Genomic DNA, 15,741 nt, shown 5'->3' on the forward strand with positions numbered 1-15,741 from the left:
GAGAATGATTATTATATACAAACACGGAACGCCGCCGGGAGGGTCGCGTCGGCGCTTGTCGCGCACGCGCGAACGATGTGAGCGTTCTACGGGTACGTCATCGGACAAGGGGCGATGATGCGCGGCGGCGCGATGTCGATGCCGGCGAGCGGCAGACGGACAAACGAAGCGTTCGGAGAAAAAGAAGCGGCCGAAGCCGCTTTAAAAAGCGTGGAAACTCGCTACCTCAATCGATGAAGCATACGAGTGGGGCTACGCTAGCACAGTCAATTCCGCCCGATTGATTCAGTTGATTAAATAATCATTTACCCGAACCGCGATAATTCGAATCACGGATCGATATGCCGGCTGCCACGCGCAAATTGTGACGGGATCGGTAAAGCCGCTTTAAAAACCCATCCGCTTATTCGCCGATTGATGCACGTTCATCAATAATTCGAATCCGGAAATGCACGCTTGCGTGGCATGCGCATGTCTTCTTTTCGTCACAACAGAGCATTTCATTTTTCTCCTTCAATTCCGACTCGGTAGTCTCCTGCCATTGCCGATTCACCATCGAAAGCCATTGCAAAAGGAGATCAAATGAAACGCACCGCACTCTCGCTGGTTTCGCTCGCGTCGCTCGCGGCCGCGCCTGTCGCGCACGCCCAATCGAGCGTCACGCTGTATGGCGTGATCGACACATCGCTGACCTACGTGAACCATGCGCAGGGCAAGGACAACCTGTGGGCGCTCGGCAACAGCAGCGCGGGCAACCTGTCCGGCAGCCGCTGGGGGATCAAGGGCAGCGAGGATCTCGGCGGCGGCCTGACGGCGCTGTTCCAGCTGGAGAGCGGCTTCGACCCGAGCAACGGCCGCCAGGGCCAGGGCAACCGCCTGTTCGGCCGGCAGGCGTTCGTCGGCCTGTCGAGCGACCGCTACGGCACGGTCACGCTCGGCCGCCAGTACGATCCGCTGATCGATCTCGTGCAGGTGATCACCGCCGACAACTATCTCGGCAGCGCGTTCGCGACGGCCGGCGACGTCGACAACTACGACAACAGCTTCCGCGTCGACAACGCGGTGAAGTATACGTCGCCCGTGTATGCCGGCCTGCAGTTCTCCGCGATGTACTCGTTCGGCGGCATCGCCGGCAGCACCGGCTCCGGGCAGTCGTACTCGGCGGCGCTCGCGTACAACAACGGCCCGCTGAGCCTCGCGGGCGGCTACTTCTACGCGGCGAACAGCCCGGCCGCGAACGGCCCGCGCTCGACCTGGACCAGCACGTCGGACGGCACCTTCGACGGCCCCGTCAACAGCGGCTATTCGACGGCCCACTCGATCGGCATCGCGCGCGTCGCGGGCCAGTACGTGCTCGGCAAGTTCACGTTCGGCGCGAGCTACAGCAACGCGCAGTACCGCCGCGACGCCAGCTCGCTGTTCGCGTCGAACGAGCACTACAACACCGGCCAGGGCTTCCTGAACTACCAGGCGACCAATGCCCTGCTCGTCGGCGTCGGCTACAGCTACACGAAGTCGGGCGGCGACACGTCGGCGACCTATCACCAGGTGTCGCTCGGCGGCGACTACAACCTGTCGAAGCGCACCGACGTATACGTGACCGCGGCCTACCAGCACGCAAGCGGCGAGACCGGCGACGGCAAGGGCGGCGCGATGGCCGCGCAAGCGTCGATCGGTTCGTACGGCTACGTGGGCACCCGCTCGCAGACGATGGTCAACCTCGGCCTGCGTCACCGCTTCTGATCGCGCACGGCCGGCCGCCCGTTCGCGGCGGCCGGCCATGATTCGCGCGGCGGCGCCCGCCACCCGCGATGCATGCGCGGCCGATGCCGCGCTTTCGCAACCCGAACGGTTCGCGATCGACGCCAACCGTTCGTCGATTTTCCCGATATGCGATGCGCGACTGCGTCTGTCGCATCGATTCTCGCGAACAAAACGCGCGCGGCATTACCGCCGCATTCGCATTCGCGCATGGCCCGGCATCTCGCGCCGGATAAAACCCCTGCGACCTGCCCCCGGCCGCTGAAGCATCATCGCCGCACCGGAATGAGCCATTCGATCGCGCGCTATGGCACACTTCGCCGTTGCTTTTTTCTTGCATAGGCCGCCCGATTTCGCGCCAACCTGCCATGCCGCGTCAGAAAACCCGCTCGCTCAGCACTGAAATGCTGAAAATAGCGCCGATTATTTCGATTTCGTTCATGATGCACGGCATCGCCCGAGCCGACTGCCTCGACGATGCCGCCGCGTTCCATCACGTCAACGTCAGCCTGCTGCGCGGTATCGCGCAGGTCGAATCCGGGATGAAGACCAACGCGGTCAATACGAACGCGAACGGCACCACCGACATCGGTCTCATGCAGATCAACAGCTCGTGGCTGCCGACGCTCTCGCGCGAAGGCATCTCCGAGCAGAGCCTGTACGACCCGTGCACCAACGCCTATGTCGGCGCGTGGATCCTGTCGCAGAACATCCGTCAGCTCGGGCCGACCTGGAACGCGATCGGCGCGTACAACGCCGCATCGCCCGACAAGCGCCTCGCGTATGCGCGCAAGGTGTACGACGCGATTCAAACCATCCCGGATTCGCCGGATTCCCCCATGCCTATCCTTCCGCCGTCCTATACACCGCCGCAGGCCTACAACCCGTTCGCCAGCCTCAGCGTCACCGCGCCGCAAGTCACCCGCCCGCGCGCCGCCGCGCAGGCCGCGTCGGCGCCGGCCGGCCCCGCCGGCGCGTACAACTTCGGCTGGACGGTGAGCGGCGCGGATGCGGCGAAGCCGATCCAGGTGTTCGACGACGGCGCCAAGGTCTACGTGCAGTTCAGCGACATGAAGCGCGTGCCGGCGATCTTCGCGGACACGCCGGGCGGGCGCGTGCTGGTGCCGTGGGAACCGCAGTTTCCGTATGCGGTGATCGCGCGCCCCGCGCAAGCGCTGATCTTCCAGCTCGGGGCCTATGAAGCGCGCGCGCAGCGCGCTGCGGCGGGTTCGCCGTTACCGGCCGGCGCGCCGGCGCAGCGGCCGGCGATGGCGGCCGCCGCGAGCGCGCCACCGACGGCGAACAAGCCGGCGGGCGCCGCAAAGAGCACCGCGTCGGCCGATGCGCTCTGGTATGTGACCAAGCCGTCGGCGGGATCGACGTCGCTGCCCATGGCTGCGGCTGCACCGGCGCCCGCCACCGCATCGGTGCCTGCACCGGCGCCCGCGCCGGCACCGGCCGCCGCGCCCGCGCGCGTCAGCACGGACGCGCTCTGGTACATCTCGAAGTAACGCGCCGCGTCAGCCGCGGCGCACCCAGATCACCTTGCCGTTGCGAATGCCCAGGTTGCGGCGGTCTTCGCGGTAATCCATCGTGCCGGGCAACGACTGGCCGTCGCGTTCGCCGACGCGCCACGGGCAGCCGCCCAGCTGTGCGATCGCGTCCGCTTCGGTCTGGCCGACCAGCGCGTCGTCCGGCGCCGCGTCGGCCTTGCAGGTAGGGGTCGTGCCGGTGTGCGCGGGATTCGGCATCGCGCCGCCCTCCGTTTTCCGGTCCGGGTTCGCGCAACCGTAGATCGATGCGCCCGCAACGAGTGCGATGACGAAGGAAATCGTGTTCTTCAAAGGCGTCTCCGTGATGGGGCTGGCCGCGGCATGCGGCGAAGCTGCCGGTTCGTCGCGCGCTTTCGCGCGCGCCGGCGTGGCGATCCGCATCCTACCGCAACCCCGGAATGCGCCCAAGCCGGCGCCGCCGCCCGCCCCGCCCGTTCAGAACTTGTAGCTCACGCCCGCGCCCCCGAAGTAGTTGGTGCGTGACTGCACGATCGGGCTGTCGCCGTAGCGGCCGAGCAGCCGCGACACGCCCGCCGTCGCGAGGATCGACCAGTGCTGCGAGATCGCCCGGGTCCAGGCGACCGACATCGACGCGCTGTCGATCCCGCCGCCGGTCGAGTACTGACGGAACCCGCTGCGCGCGGACTGCACGTCCGTCACGCCGTAGAACGTCTGCATGTAGCGGCCGGCGCCGCCGTGCACGGTGCCCGTCAGCACGATCTGGTCCTTCGCCGACTTGTACACCGGCACCGCGAGATCAACGTGCCCGGACACCCCGCGCGACGTATGCGTGACGGGCGTGTCGATCGTGACGCTCAACACCGCGCCGCCATAGATCGTCATGCCGGCACGCACGCCGACGAGCACCGAGCCGGGCACCCGGCCCATGCCCTTCAGATGGCTCGAACCCGGCAGGTCGAAGCGGTTCTCGTCCGCGCGGCCCGGGTCGTAGTCCACCGCCGCCGACACGAACGTGCCGTGCGGCAGGTCGAGCCGGTAGCCGGCGCCGTCCGACTCGCTGATGAAGAAGCCATTGTCGAAGGTCGCCGAGAACGACGGCCCGACGACGCCCCGGTACTGGCTGCTGCCCGCGTAGCGCGGCGCGATGCCGGCGCCGAGGCCGATCGAGTATTCGTTTTCCGCGTGGGCGGCAGCGGCGAAGGCGAGGCCGGCGAGCGGCACGCAGTAGCGGTAGCGGCGAAGGGTTGGGCGCACAATAGTCAGATGAAAGTCAGGGAGTCCGAAGTCTAGGGGCCGCCGCGCGCCGAAACTGTCCGGAATCTGAGGGGAATCTGTGCTCAATTGTGTTTGATTGTTGGCGATTGTGGCGATCGCGCGCGGGTTGCCGGAACGCCGGATAAAATCCCCTGCCCGCCGCCGCGCCGCCGCCTGGTCGCGCGGCGGCGCGCATTCCGAGGAAACCATGAACGACGATCCGCTCAAATACCGCGTCCTGCTGATCGAGGACGACGACCGGCTGGCGCAGCTGGTCCGCGAATACCTCGACGGCTACGAATTCACGGTGACCGTCGTGCGGCGCGGCGATCTCGCCGTTGCCGCGGTGCGCGAGCACCAGCCTGCGCTCGTGCTGCTCGACCTGATGCTGCCGAATCTCGACGGCATGGAAGTCTGCCGGCGCATTCGCGCATTCTCGAACGTGCCGGTGCTGATCCTGACTGCGCGCGCCGACGTGTACGACCAGGTCGCGGGCCTCGAGACCGGCGCCGACGACTACGTGACGAAGCCGATCGAGCCGCGCGTGCTCGTCGCGCGCGCCCGCGCGCTGCTGCGCCGCGCGCAGCCCGCGCCGCAGGGCGAGACGGCCGCCGCGCCGGAGGCGCTCGTGTTCGGCGAATTGACGATTTCGCCGCCGAACCGCACGGTGACGTGGCGCGGCGAGCCGGTCGACCTCAAGACCGCCGAATTCAACCTGCTGGTGATCCTCGCGCGCGCGGCCGGCGTCGTGCTGAGCCGCGACGACATCCTGAAGCAGCTGCGCGGCATCGAGTTCGACGGGCTCGACCGCTCGGTCGATTCCGGCATCTCGAAGCTGCGCCGCCGCTTCGAGGACGCGTCGTCGGAGCCGCACAAGATCAAGACGATCTGGGGCCGCGGCTACCTGTTCAGCCCTTCCGCGTGGGACGAGTAAATGCTGCGTTCGCTGATCAGGCTGTATCTCATCGTGATCGCGTGCGTGGTGGCGTCGATCCTGTTCATCCAGCTGTCGTTCGACCGGATCTTCTACGAGCGCGGCGCGGAAGCCTCGCGCAATTCGCTGACCACCTATGCATTCGTGCTCAACGACTATCTCGAACGCCACCCGGGCGCGAAGCGGCAGCTCGCGCTGCGCGAACTGGCGCTGCACGGCAATGAAGGGTTCAACTTCGTCTCGATGGCCGAAGCCCGCGCGCAGCTCACCGGAGTGCCGCTGCGCGATCTCGAGCGCGGCCTGATCGCGATCAGCTACAACGGCAAGGATTACTACATGCCGCTCGCAGACGGCTCCGTGCTGCACGCGCGACCGCCCGAACCGCCCGATCTCGACATCCGCATCTACGCGTACCTGCTGCTCGCGCTCGCGACGCTGTTCGCGGTCGTGACCTGGGTGCATTTCCACTGGCGCGACCTGCGCAAGCTGCAGGCCGCCGCGCGTGCGTTCGGCGCGGGCCGGCTGTCGACGCGCGCGCAACTGTCGAACAAATCGAGCGTCTACGAGCTGTCGCAGCAGTTCAACGACATGGCGCAGTGCATCGAGGCGTCGATCCAGCAGCAGCGCGAGATGATGCACGGCATCTCGCACGAGCTGAAGACGCCACTCGCGCGGCTCGAATTCGGCCTCGCGCTGCTGGAAACGCCCGACGACACCGACCGCATGCGCGAGGGCCGCGACGCGCTGCGCAGCGACGTGCGCGAACTCGACGATCTCGTCACCGAACTGCTGACGATCGGCCGCCTCGAACAGGGGCGCAGCGAGCTCGTGCCGATGCGGGTCGCCGTCGACGAGCTGATCGACAGCGTGGCCGGCAACGTGACGAACGACGTCGCCGACCGCGGGCTCGCGCTCGGCGTGTCGACGCGCGGCGCACCCGCGAGCCACGTGTGCGATCCGAAGCTCGTCGCGCGTGCGCTGCTGAACCTGATCCGCAACGGCACGCGCTATGCGGCGAGCACGGTGTCGCTCGCCGCGACGGCCGGCGCCGACGGCACGCTCGTGCTGACCGTCGACGACGACGGGCCCGGCATTCCGGCCGCCGATCGCGCACGCGTATTCGAGCCGTTCCAGCGGCTCGATTCGAGCCGCGACCGGCAGACGGGCGGGTTCGGCCTCGGGCTGGCGATCGTGCGCCGCGTCGCGCTCGTGCACGGCGGCGACGTGCGGCTCGAGGATTCGCCGCTCGGCGGCGCGCGGTTCGTGATGACGTTGCCGGCGCGGGAAGAGCCCGACGCGTTCGCCGGCCTGCCGGTGCCATCCATCTGAGATTTTCCGGCGGGCACCGCGTGCCCGCATCAACGCAACGCGGCCTTGAACTTCGTCCACCAGCGGCCTTGCAGGCGCGTGAGCGCGGGCGGCTCGGCCATCGGCGTAAACAGTGTCTTGCACGCCGCCTCGCCCGGATAGATGGCCGGATTGCCGCGCAGCTTTGCATCGAGGTACGCCGACGCATCCCGGTTTGCGTTCGCGTATCGCTTCGCGTTGGAAATCCGCGCCACTCCGGGCACACGACCCCGTTCGCGCCCTGGCGCGCCGCGTCGCGCACGAGCCGCTCGGCCGTCGCCACGTTGTCTTCGATCGTCCAGCTGCCCGACGCCATCTGCACGGCGGCGACGGTGATCGTCCTCGACGACATGGTTTCGTTCCTCCTGTTGGACGCGTCGCCGCTCAGGCGCGCGCGGGCATCACGGCGGGCTGCTGCTGCGTCGAGCAATGAATGCTGCCGCCGCCCATCGACAGCGCTGTGATCGGCAGCAGCTCGACGCGGCGATCCGGGAACGCGCGCTCGAACACCGCGCGGGCCGCGGCGTCCTGCTCGATGCCGAATGCCGTCGAGATCACCGCGCCGTTCACCAGGATGTCGTTCGCGTAGCAGTCGCAATAGCGCTCCGAGCCGTAGCGGTCGGCGACGATCGGCGACGGCAGGTCGAGCAGCTCGAAACGGCGGCCGGCCGCGTCCGTCGCGCGTTCCAGCGCGCGGCGGTTCTCCTGCATCACGCGGAAATAGTCGCCCTGCTCGGGGCTCGCCGCCTGGCACAGCATCTTGCCCGGCGCGATGAACGACGCGATGCCGTCGACGTGGCCGTTCGTCTCCACTTCGTCCGGATTGCCCGGCAGCCAGACGATCTTCGCCACGCCGAGCATGCGCCGCAGTTCGGCCTCGATCTCCGCCCGATTCATCTGCGGGTTGCGGTTCGGATGCAGCAGGCAGCTTTCGGTGGTCACGAGCGTGCCCTGCCCGTCCACGTAGAACGCGCCGCCTTCCAGCACCATGTGCGAGTTGAAGATGCGCGCGCCCGCGGCGCGTGCGATGTCCTGCCCGAGCTGCTGGCAACCGTCGTACGGGTGGTACTTCTCGCCCCAGCTGTTGAAGCGGAACACGGCGGCCGCGAGCTCGCCGCGCTCGCCCTGCAGGAAGATCGGCCCGCAATCGCGCACCCAGTTGTCTTCGGCGGCAACGGGCAGCACCTCGACGCCGCGGCCGACGCGTTCCCGCGCCGCATCGGCGCAGGCCGCGTGCGCCACCACGATGCAGCGCTGATAACGCGCGATGGTCTGCGCGACCAGTGCGAATTCCCGGCAGACCTGCGGGTAATGCTCGCCCCACAATGCCTCGCGATCCTGCAGCACCGGCCAGCCCAGCCAGGTCGCGGCCATCGGTTCCCATTCCGCCGGCATGCGGTAGCCGGCCTGGCGGGCGTCGAAACGGCTCATCGGATGTTCTCCTCGTTGATCGATGACCGATTGTGCTGCCGTTGAAATCTGATGAAAATTGATCTTTCCTGCACCGATCGATCGACTTTTTTCATACCTCCATGCCACGCATACCATCGCTGAAGCTGCTGATCGGCTTCGAGGCGGCCGCCCGGCTCGGCAATTTCTCGCGCGCGGCCGACGAGCTGCACCTGTCGCAGTCGGCCATCAGCCACCAGATCCAGCAACTCGAGGAACAGCTCGGGCAGCCGCTGTTTCGCCGCGTCGGCCGAGGCGTCGAGCTGACGGTGGGCGGCGAGGTGCTGCAGCGCAGCGTGCAGCGCTCGCTGGAGACGCTGCGCAGCGGGCTCGGGCGCATCGGCACCTACCTGACGCCCGGCCTCGTCGTGCTGGTCTGCCCCGCGCCGTTGCTGCACGGCTGGCTGCAGCCTCGCCTCGAGCGGATGCGGCAGGACATCCCCGAGCTGTGCCCGCTGCTGTCGACCGACGAGACCGCGCGCTACGTCGACGAGATCGACGTCGACATCACGATCGGGCAGCGCCCGCTCATGCAGACGGGGCTGCTCGAAATACCGTTCCTGCAGGACGAGCGGGTCACCGTGTGCACGCCTGCGCTCGCGGCGCGGCTCGACGCGCTGCCGATCGAGCAGCATCACCTGCATGCGGGGCTCGTGTGCCTCGAGGAAGACATCGTCCGCGAGGATACGGCGGCCGTGCTTCGCGGCCAGCTCGCCGCGTTCCAGGACAAGACGATCTACGACGATCAGCGCCTCGCGCTCGATGCGGCGCTGCGCGGGCGCGGCATCGCATGCCTGCCGCGGCGGCTGGCGGACGACAGCATCGAACGGGGCTTGCTGACGATCCTGTCCGGATATCCGCGGCTGCCCGGAACGTCGTGGTGGATATCGCGGGTGGCGCAGGCGCCTCGGTCGCAGACGGTTGCCGACGTGTTCGACTGGCTGTGCCGGCAGGGGGATGGCGACGATCGTCAGGCCGGCGCGACTGATCGGTCGGCGTGAGGTATTCCGGCCGGCCGTGAGAAAATCCCCGCCATCCGGTTTCTTTCCTCTCCTCGACAACAGGATTCGCATGACCACGCACATCACGATCGAATTCACCGACCACGCGGCAGAAGCAGTCGGCGATCAAACCAGCACCAACTTTTCCTACGACCAGGGCGCGCTTCTGCCGCAACCGGGTGACTTCGTCGAACTCGAAAACCTCCAGCAGACGTTTCTCGTGATCGGCCGGGTGTTTTCGCTCAAGACGAACACGAGCGCCGTCAAGCTCGTGCTCGACTTGCCGCCGGCGGATGATCAGCAGGGGTTCGGGCTGGAGGGGTGAGTGGAGTTGGGCGCGATGCTTCGTTCCTTTGCTCAGGGTTCGTCCTGAGAGGCTGCATGCCTGTCGGGTCATCTGAACCGACGTGCCGGCGATGCAGGTTCAAATCGTGTCGTCGGCTTCGGCAAGCGATCCTGCTGAATCAAGCCGCTACGAATTGCGTCATCACTCATCTGAACATTGATGGCCTGCTTTTTTGATTCATCGTGGATATGCGCCCGGGCAACGTGGAGGGATCTGACGAGCCGTCTGCCGACACAATCCCCCTACGCCTTGCCGAAGCCCACGGAAACGAAGCCCCGGCCGACCAACAAGCTGTACAGCTGAACCGCTCACCATCGAAATAGCACCCGACGGTTCGTATTCTTCGGGCCTGCGCGATTTGACAAGAACAAGTAATGCTTCAAGACACGAGAACAATCAGGGCCGCACACGTACACCAGCAGTATCGACCGGACATCGACGGGCTTCGCACGATTGCGGTCATGATCGTCGTGCTCGCGCATGCCGGCTTCACGGGATTCTCCGGCGGTTTCATCGGCGTCGACGTCTTTTTCGTGATCTCGGGGTTTGTCGTCACCAATTCGATCCTGGGCGACCTGTCGCGCGGTCAATTTTCGTTCAAGGCGTTCTATGCGCGCCGCGCCAGCCGTCTCGCCCCCGCGCTGTATCTGATGTTGATTGCCACGTTCTGCTTCAGCATCCTGTTCGTCTTTCCAGAAGACACCTTCAAGCTCGCGAAGAACATCCTCGCGGTGGCCACCATGACGTCAAACATCTACCTGTCGAAGCAGACCGGGTACTTCGACGGGCGGGCCGCCGATCATCCGCTGTTGCACACGTGGTCGCTGTCGGTCGAGGAGCAGTTCTATCTCGTGCTGCCCGTCGTGCTCGTCCTATTGCGCCGGCGCAGCCGGGCGACACTGATCGGCGTTCTAACAGCTGTCACTCTGGGGTCACTGGCGCTGGCCATCTCGATCCGTCACATGGACTCGCCCGGCGCCTATTATTTTGCCCAGTATCGCGCTTTCGAATTCCTTGCCGGTGTGCTGCTGGCCATTGTCGAAGGCAAGCGGCAGGCGAAGCCACATGCGTTATTCGACACGCTGCTGGTCGCCGGCCTCGCGATCATTGCGGCAGGCGTTTTGGGTGCCAGCCGCGAAGCGCAATTCCCGGGGATCGGCGCGCTCCTGCCATGTACAGCCGCGCTGCTGATCATCTTCGCAGGCCGGCGTGCAAGATTCACCGGCCCGATCCTCGCCAATCCGGTATGCGTGGCCCTCGGCCGGATTTCCTATCCGATCTATCTCTGGCACTGGCCGATCTTTTTCGCGCTGCGACGCTTGAGCCTGACCGATCCCGCCGCCTATGTGGTCGCGATCTTCGGTGCAATTGCACTGGCAGCGGCAACGCACCAGCTCGAACGGCGGGTGCAACATGCACACTGGACAGCGCGCCGTTCACTGCTCGGATTCGTCGCGGTTCCGCTGCTCGGTGCAGGTGTGCTCGCCGGTGTCGGCAAGCTGACGGACGGCTTCCTGTTCGCCTATCCGGCGGCGATCCGCAGCAACGTGCACTGGTCGGGCACGGCGCTCTTCGACATGCCTCGTGCGAGGATGTGCTGGTCCCAGGTGGGCATCTCGGACGAAGCGACATGTACGGTCGGCGCGACATCTGCGACGAACAAGGCGATTCTGTGGGGAGACTCGCACGCCTATCATCTGATTCATTTTTTCGATGTACTTGGCAAGGACCGTGGCATGGCGATCCACGACGTCGCATTCACGCTATGCCCGCCGATCGAGGCAATGTCGGCCCATGCCACTGATGCGGCCTTCGAAGACACGCATCGCCAATGTGTCGAGCACGACAAGGCGGTGATGACGTATGCACTGGCGCGGCAAGACGTCCGGACGGTGATCATGTCCGCCGCGTGGCAGAACTACCTGAACGGCGGCGTCGGGCCGGACGTCAAGCCGACGCTGCACGGGTTCATGCCCGGGCAGCTCGAACGGAAACTTGGCCATACCATCGAGAAGTTGCAGGCGGCGGGAAAGCGTGTCGTGATGCTCGACGACGTCCCGATGATTCCGGAGAGCATGGTGAATTGCGCGTTCTACAACGGACTGCTGTTTCCGTACCCGCGACGCATTTGCGAATTCGACAGCAAGATCGCCGTTGACCAGCATGCCCCGATCGCTGCGATGCAGGCGCGCCTTCAGGCACGCTTCCCAGACCTGAGGATCATCCACACCTACGACGCGCCTTGCACTGACGGGAAGTGTCGCCTTGAATTCGATGGGCTGCCGATCTATCGGTATAGCGATTACCACCACCTGAGCCTGGCCGGGAGCTTGAAGTACTACCCGGAATATCGACGGAAGCATCCGCGTGAGCTGGAGCAACTCGGACTGTAAGGGGATGACGAGTCGCGCGCGACGATACAAGATCGACGCGCGCGTTCTCGCCGTGCAGCAGCCCGCAAAAGCACTGCCGATGGCGCAATCGGCACTCGAAGCGCGACGACGGGAGGGTCGACCGGCTTGAACGCACCGACGCCCCTGCATTCCTCTATGTCGGCGTGTGAATCAGAAATTTCTCGCGGTCTTGTTCGCCCAAGTTTTTGGATCGTTGACCGCTGTCGGGATTGCATATTGGGTTCCGCTACGGGAACGTCGTGTGACCGAAGCTCGAATTGCGAGTGATCGCAAGCAGCTCGCGACTCAGCGTGCGGAGCGCGTTAGATCTCACGCATTCGATGTCGTACGTTTGGCACATAACGGACTTGCGTCAGCCGAAAGCCGTTGGCGGAATAATGAAGCTGCGATCCCTACTGTCGATATAACCGATCTGCATCAGCGCATTTCGTTAGCGGAACAGATAGAGCACAACAAGCATCGCATCGCGATTCTATCCGGCCTTAGATCCCTGCTGGACGAACTCAAAATCTTATGCGAGGTCAGTCATGTCACTGACTTCGTGTTCATGCCTGACTTTGGTCATCGCAAGACCCAATGGCTGAGCATCGTGAACGCACTCAACGATGAAGCTCTTCGCGCCGTGTCGGCCGCCGAATCGGGAGCAGCGGATTGACGCTTCGTTGACCTCTAAGCGAACCGACGAACGTCGCGTCGAGCGCGCTCACCGCTCCAGCGGAGGCCGCGCCGTGCGCCCGGCAGCGTTCCATACCATATCGAACAGCGGCCCGTACCGCTCCACACTCTCAGCGTCGCCGCCCAGCTCATCGCTTCGCGGTCGCAGCAGTCCAACGCAAACGTTAGGCGCAGCGGTTCGCCGTTGTCGCAACGAAACTCGAAGCCGTCAGAACACCAGCGTTGATGCGCCTTGGCTCATTGTCTTCAGAACTGAGCAGTCACCTGAAAACCGAGCGTCACGCGCGCGGTTGGAAAACCGGACGGCTTGTAGACAGGTGTACCCGCGAAGAGATCGTACGCATAGGCTCCGAATCGCGTGCCCACGCTGCCCTTTATGCCGACCACGGCGCCGGCCAGTTGCGTCCCGACGAGGGCGACAGGCTGCGGGCCCCATACGCGACCATAGTCGAGTCCGGCATAAACTGCCTGCCCCGTCTGCCCGATCGGCGCCTGCAATTCGTTGCGCCAGTAGAATCCGCGTGCTGCGGCGAGCATCGTCTCGCCATCGAACCCGCGCACCGTATAGCGACTGCCAATCGTCAAGTCGTCAATGTAGTAAAGCGTGTTTCCGGTGTACTGACCGTGGAATGTGCCGACATAGCGGAATGGCTGCTTGCCGATCGCGAAGGGCACCGACAGGTTCGCGTCGAGCACCGCCATCTTGAAGCGATAGGTCGGCCCGCCTCCCGCCGCCAACATATCGTCCTGAGCGCCCAATCCACCGACACCTTGACGATATGCAAGTGAGCCGTCGAACTGTGCGCCGCCGAAGTAGTGACGATCGGTCAGGCCGAGCTCGATCATCGTGTTATTGCGGCGCTGCTGCGAAATCTCGGTATCCTCAATAAAGCTCTTACCAAAACGGCGGGATAGCCGGAAGTACGCGCCGAGCACGTCGCTCTTGCTGCGCGCCAGCACCCGGGCCAGCTTGAAGTCGACCGTCTTCGAGTTGCCGCTCGCGACGAACGTCTGATTCACGCCCGCGATCTGCTGGTAGTAGGTGTTCGTGTACGTCGATAGCGTGGCCGTCCAGTAACCCCACGGAATCGAATAGAAGCCGTTCCAGCCGTGCGAGCCGAGCCGCTTGTCGCCGAATTCAAGGTCTTGGCTCACGCCGACGTTGAAGGTGTCGTTCAGGCCGAGCGGGTTATCGATGCCGACCGACAGGTTGCCTTGCAGCTTGCCGGTAGCACGCGTGCCCGAGTTGTCGATCGATGCGACGACCGTCCACGGCTTGCCGCGCTTCACGTCCAGAACCACGTCGCTTTCACCGGGCAGTTCGCCCGGAACGATCTGCATCGTGACGTCCTGGCTCGAGACGCGTTTCATCTGCTCCAGACCTTGCTCCAGGTCGCGCAGATTCAATACTTCACCATCGCCGGTCGGGAATGCAGTTTTCCATGTGCCGCGCAGCTTTTCATCTGAGAAACGGATGCGCCGGATCGTGCCGGGAATCAGCGACAGTTTCAGCGTACCGGTCGACAGGTCTTGTTCGGGGACGAGCACGCGCGTGGTGACGTAGCCGCGCGCCAGAATTGCCTGAGACAGCCCCTTGACCAGCACGTCAATGCCTTGCTTGCCGACGCATTGCCCGGCGTAGTGGTTCAGCCAGTCGCGCGCAAACGCGAAGCGATCCATCGGCAACGCCGACGCACCTTGTGCTTTCACTGCGTCGGGCAACGACGCGGGCACGTCGAGCGTGAAGCGATCGAGACGAAAGCACGGCGTTTCCGTGGGAAGCGCCGGAAAGGCTTCGATCTTCGGCACGTCCGAGCGCATCGAAGACGCGCGCACGGCCGCGTCACGTTGCTGCGCGTCGCGTTGTTGCTGCGCTTGTCGATCCTGCTCCGCGTTCGCCCTCGCCGCCGCCGCTTGGTCAGCAGGCGTGGGGACCTGCTGCGCCTGCACCCCGAGCGATACCGACGCTGCGATCGGCAAGACCGCCAGCCGCTTTCTCATTTTCATTTAAATTATTTTTACAGTAATTATCGCGGTTTTCTATTCTGTGGCTCATCACCAAAGCACATATACCGAATTTCACCTCAGCATCTTTTCCCCTATCGGGGTGAAAACTTCCGATGGCGTCAGAACACGTTGTTATAGTCGTACATATACTCCTCGTACTCAGCCATCGTCCAAACATGACAATCCAGCCTATCCACCATCACAACACCGCCCACCTTATCTGCACCACCTAATTCGCTGGCAATATCGAATACCCAAAATAATGGAGCATATCCTGATCGAGGCGATGCTCCGCCGATTAAGCAACCGATCGATTTAGCGTACCCCTCTGCAATCTCCATAGCTCCGCGAACATCAACAACCTCGCCATCCCTGTATTCCACGGGAACACTAAAAGACAAAATCCCTTTTTTTCGCAGCTCAGACACAACCGAAACCAGCTTTACTCTAGAGACGTTTACGTTCATGAAACCGCTATACGCATGCTCGGCATCATACGAGAATCCAGCATCGAAAAGTTTAAGAAATCTGATGTCGACCGACCTCGACTCCACGGGCAAGTAAAGATCACAGATTTTATTCATAGCCCCACCAAATACATTAATCTCATGGATGGATAATCACGGCTCTCCCAGTTAATGCACCCTGAAGAGCATTCACTGGAACAGAATATGCGGAGCCAACACCAAGCGGCCACGGATCGCGAATGTAAGCCACGCCATTCTTGACAGAATCGACGACGATTGCATGAATGCCGCCAGACTCAGTAGTCACGTTCACTATAGCCGAAGCGCCTCCTTCGGTGGCCGAGGCAATCGACGCCACCGTCGCATCCTTCGTATACGTCGCTGTGCCTGTGAAGCCGAGTTGCTGCAACCCCCCTGGTATGTTCGAGAGAGATGTGCCGGTTGTATCTGTTTGGATCGCTTGTCGAATGTACGATTCTGGTATATCGCTCAGATTTGCTGCCATTCTGCAACTGGCGGCGGCACAAGAAAAATCATAAGCCTGCCCGAGCGCAGACGATTTGGGCGTGTAT

General features: G+C 64.1%; 15 protein-coding genes and 1 pseudogene. 9 read left to right on the forward strand and 7 right to left on the reverse strand.

What is annotated here, in order from left to right:
* Nucleotides 1–582 precede the first annotated feature (582 nt).
* The 3 genes from ABFO07_RS12290 (at nt 583) to ABFO07_RS12300 (ending at nt 3,272) form a co-directional block, all read left to right on the forward strand.
* The gene (locus tag ABFO07_RS12290; protein WP_059922806.1) at nt 583–1,743 is read left to right on the forward strand and encodes a porin; all 1,161 of its coding nucleotides are present in this window, start codon (nt 583–585) and stop codon (nt 1,741–1,743) included.
* Nucleotides 1,744–1,780: 37 nt separating this feature from the next.
* Complete coding sequence (locus ABFO07_RS12295; RefSeq protein ID WP_347467359.1) at nt 1,781–2,026, forward strand: hypothetical protein; 246 nt, start codon at nt 1,781–1,783, stop codon at nt 2,024–2,026.
* A 103-nt stretch (nt 2,027–2,129) separates the two neighbouring features.
* Nucleotides 2,130–3,272 carry a transglycosylase SLT domain-containing protein gene (locus ABFO07_RS12300; protein WP_347467361.1) on the forward strand — a complete coding sequence of 381 codons (1,143 nt, stop codon included), beginning with the start codon at nt 2,130–2,132 and terminating at the stop codon, nt 3,270–3,272.
* A gap of 9 nt (nt 3,273–3,281) precedes the next feature.
* Here the strand turns inward: ABFO07_RS12300 and ABFO07_RS12305 are convergent, their stop codons facing one another.
* Nucleotides 3,282–3,605 (reverse strand): hypothetical protein, encoded by a 324-nt coding sequence (locus tag ABFO07_RS12305; RefSeq protein WP_059567185.1) that lies wholly within the window; start codon nt 3,603–3,605, stop codon nt 3,282–3,284.
* A 144-nt stretch (nt 3,606–3,749) separates the two neighbouring features.
* The gene (locus ABFO07_RS12310) at nt 3,750–4,496 is read right to left on the reverse strand and encodes a MipA/OmpV family protein (RefSeq protein WP_059805419.1); all 747 of its coding nucleotides are present in this window, start codon (nt 4,494–4,496) and stop codon (nt 3,750–3,752) included.
* 241 nt (nt 4,497–4,737) lie between these two features.
* Between ABFO07_RS12310 and ABFO07_RS12315 the strand changes: the two genes are divergently transcribed.
* Nucleotides 4,738–5,463, forward strand: a complete 726-nt coding sequence (locus ABFO07_RS12315) for a response regulator (protein WP_059805416.1) — start codon at nt 4,738–4,740, stop codon at nt 5,461–5,463.
* The gene (locus tag ABFO07_RS12320) at nt 5,464–6,792 is read left to right on the forward strand and encodes an ATP-binding protein (RefSeq protein ID WP_059885551.1); all 1,329 of its coding nucleotides are present in this window, start codon (nt 5,464–5,466) and stop codon (nt 6,790–6,792) included.
* 29 nt (nt 6,793–6,821) lie between these two features.
* On the opposite strand, the gene ABFO07_RS12325 is transcribed toward ABFO07_RS12320, so the two are convergent.
* Both ABFO07_RS12325 and ABFO07_RS12330 read right to left on the reverse strand, forming a co-directional pair.
* Nucleotides 6,822–7,025: a hypothetical protein gene (locus tag ABFO07_RS12325; RefSeq protein ID WP_347467364.1), complete on the reverse strand. Its 204-nt coding sequence runs from the start codon at nt 7,023–7,025 to the stop codon at nt 6,822–6,824.
* Between the two features lie 169 nt (nt 7,026–7,194).
* Complete coding sequence (locus ABFO07_RS12330) at nt 7,195–8,241, reverse strand: agmatine deiminase family protein (protein WP_347467367.1); 1,047 nt, start codon at nt 8,239–8,241, stop codon at nt 7,195–7,197.
* 101 nt (nt 8,242–8,342) lie between these two features.
* On the opposite strand from ABFO07_RS12330, the gene ABFO07_RS12335 reads away from it, so the two are divergent.
* From ABFO07_RS12335 to ABFO07_RS12350, 4 genes are all read left to right on the forward strand, one after another.
* Complete coding sequence (locus ABFO07_RS12335; protein ID WP_059805400.1) at nt 8,343–9,260, forward strand: LysR family transcriptional regulator; 918 nt, start codon at nt 8,343–8,345, stop codon at nt 9,258–9,260.
* Nucleotides 9,261–9,330: 70 nt separating this feature from the next.
* On the forward strand, nt 9,331–9,585 hold the full coding sequence (locus tag ABFO07_RS12340) for a hypothetical protein (protein ID WP_059805396.1): 255 nt from the start codon (nt 9,331–9,333) through the stop codon (nt 9,583–9,585).
* A 395-nt stretch (nt 9,586–9,980) separates the two neighbouring features.
* Nucleotides 9,981–11,999, forward strand: coding sequence for an acyltransferase family protein (locus ABFO07_RS12345; RefSeq protein ID WP_347467370.1), 2,019 nt, complete (start codon nt 9,981–9,983; stop codon nt 11,997–11,999).
* 166 nt (nt 12,000–12,165) lie between these two features.
* On the forward strand, nt 12,166–12,675 hold the full coding sequence (locus ABFO07_RS12350) for a hypothetical protein (RefSeq protein WP_155634446.1): 510 nt from the start codon (nt 12,166–12,168) through the stop codon (nt 12,673–12,675).
* Between the two features lie 116 nt (nt 12,676–12,791).
* Here the strand turns inward: ABFO07_RS12350 and ABFO07_RS34700 are convergent.
* The 3 genes and pseudogenes from ABFO07_RS34700 to ABFO07_RS12360 all read right to left on the reverse strand — a co-directional run.
* Nucleotides 12,792–12,929 (reverse strand): annotated as a pseudogene (locus ABFO07_RS34700) (IS3 family transposase); the annotation flags it as partial.
* Nucleotides 12,930–12,941: 12 nt separating this feature from the next.
* Nucleotides 12,942–14,702: a ShlB/FhaC/HecB family hemolysin secretion/activation protein gene (locus ABFO07_RS12355; protein WP_347467372.1), complete on the reverse strand. Its 1,761-nt coding sequence runs from the start codon at nt 14,700–14,702 to the stop codon at nt 12,942–12,944.
* A gap of 119 nt (nt 14,703–14,821) precedes the next feature.
* Nucleotides 14,822–15,169, reverse strand: coding sequence for a hypothetical protein (locus ABFO07_RS12360; protein WP_155634447.1), 348 nt, complete (start codon nt 15,167–15,169; stop codon nt 14,822–14,824).
* Nucleotides 15,170–15,741 lie beyond the last annotated feature (572 nt).

The organism is Burkholderia stagnalis, assembly GCF_039848545.1.
GTDB classification, from domain to species: Bacteria; Pseudomonadota; Gammaproteobacteria; order Burkholderiales; family Burkholderiaceae; genus Burkholderia; species Burkholderia stagnalis.